Origin of the sequence: Streptomyces sp. TRM68367 (assembly GCF_014495685.1) — a bacterium.
Taxonomy (GTDB): domain Bacteria; phylum Actinomycetota; class Actinomycetes; order Streptomycetales; family Streptomycetaceae; genus Streptomyces.
Genome location: NZ_JACTVI010000255.1, coordinates 1 through 1762 on the forward strand (window position 1 = coordinate 1; position 1762 = coordinate 1762).

The 1762-nt window shown below is 62.5% G+C and carries 1 protein-coding gene; it reads right to left on the reverse strand.

Annotated features, from left to right (window positions below):
- Positions 1-1281: 1281 nt before the first annotated feature.
- Entirely contained in the window at positions 1282-1653 is a 372-nt protein-coding gene (locus H8R17_RS45330) for a 6-pyruvoyl tetrahydropterin synthase family protein (protein ID WP_187828973.1), read from the reverse strand.
- Between the last annotated feature and the right edge of the window lie 109 nt (positions 1654-1762).

A 1762-nucleotide genomic window follows, 5' to 3' on the forward strand; every position in this document is an offset into this window, starting at 1 on the left:
CCGCCCTCGTCCTGCTCCAACTCGAACACGGCCGCACCGCCTGAACGAAGATCACTAAACGTCACGAGACGTTACCGAGAAGGGTTCACTGGGCCGCCCATCACCTCCCGATCGGCTCGGGCGATTTGCTGCACGTGGTCGATGAATCGTTGATCACCGAGCCGCATAGTGGCGATGCGCTGGCATGGGCTGCTGGCTCATTCTCCAGCCGCCCACCGCTACCTGGCCGTCAGATCCAGTAGGAGCTGACCAGATCACGGGCGTTTCCCATTGATCGTGGACACCCTGATCATTGGATCGTGATGATCCATAGGACAGGAGTTCCCGTTGGGGACGTCGAAGTACTCGTCTGAGTTCCGGGCCGATGCCGTCGCGGTCCGCTAGACACTCACCACGCGGTAGTCATCCTCCTCTCGGAGGACGTCGCGCAACTGGAGTGTCTTCAGTCCCTCCGCCGTCGGCGGTACGGGGCAAGACGGTCCATCTCAAAGCTAAAGACGTGCACCGAGCACCATATATGGTTCTGACTGAATATCAAGAGGCTTTGGCTATCGCGCACCTCAACGGACTGAAACCCCTCGGGCGATCGGCAGTATCGAACGTCTCCGGAAGAGCTCCCCGATCTTGTAGAAACCCTCCCATGTGACGGCAGCTGGCACCCTCGTGTGCGGAATGCCGCTCGTTCGCGCCCCGCACGAAGAGCCACCGTTCGCATGCCCACGCCCGTCCACCCTTCTGCACGCTCGCTGCACGCTTGTCCACCGGCACCCCTCAGTAGCGGCTTAAGGACTGGGCCGCCACTGCAACGCAAGTTAAAGGGCAAGGAAAAACCCCAGGACACGGCGAGTGAGTCCTGGGGTTCTCCGGAGCCGCCTTCGGGATTCGAACCCGAGACCTACGCATTACGAGACCGTGAGGGATCGTGTTGCGTGGCGCTTCGTCGTGCTGCCTGGTGACGTTCTGCCTGATCAGAGCATGCGCGGCCGGTTGGTCTGTACTACCTCTTGTTACGTCGTCCAAAGGCGTCCGGCCACCAGCTGGCCACCGGGACGGGCACCGCCAGCCACATAGAGCCGAACCACCGGAGCTGTCAGACTCCTACAATCCTTCCTGGAGGCGTCCATCGGAATCCGCCCTGCCTAGTGAAATTCCGCAAAGCTTGTACACGCTCCCGGCGCCGACTTCGGGCCGTCCCGCTGAGCGAGCTAGCCCGCCTCCGCCGCCGAGCCGTCGTCCCCCGAGCAGCCGATGCGGACCCTGCCGACGAGCACAACGTCCAGACTAGTGCTCTGGCCGGTAGACCGCCCACGTCTTGGGTGTCTCCGATATCTTCACCGCCGTGAGTTCAGGCACCTCGTCACGCCACCTGTCGAAGATCCACTTGGCGAGATTCTCCGCCGAAGGGGAGCACCCCCCCCCCATCGATTCATTGAGGTGCCGGTGATCGAGGGTTTCGTCCATCCATTTCTTGAACGCGTCGAGGTCCCTGTAATCCCGTACGAATCCCGCAGGGGTCAGCGCGTCGTCCTCGGCCGAGAGTTCGAGCACCACGATGTAGTTGTGGCCGTGCATGCGCGCGCAAGGGTGCCACGCGGGCAGCTGGTCGAGCACGTGGCTCGCGGAGAAGTGGAACTCCTTGGTTATGGTGAACACGATTTCCGCCTCCCCCTCTACTAGGGCTTTGTTAGGTCCTGTGGTGGGGTTCGGGGGTGGGTGCGGGCTGGCCGCATATCGAGCAGGCGCCGGTCCAGGTGGCCAGGAT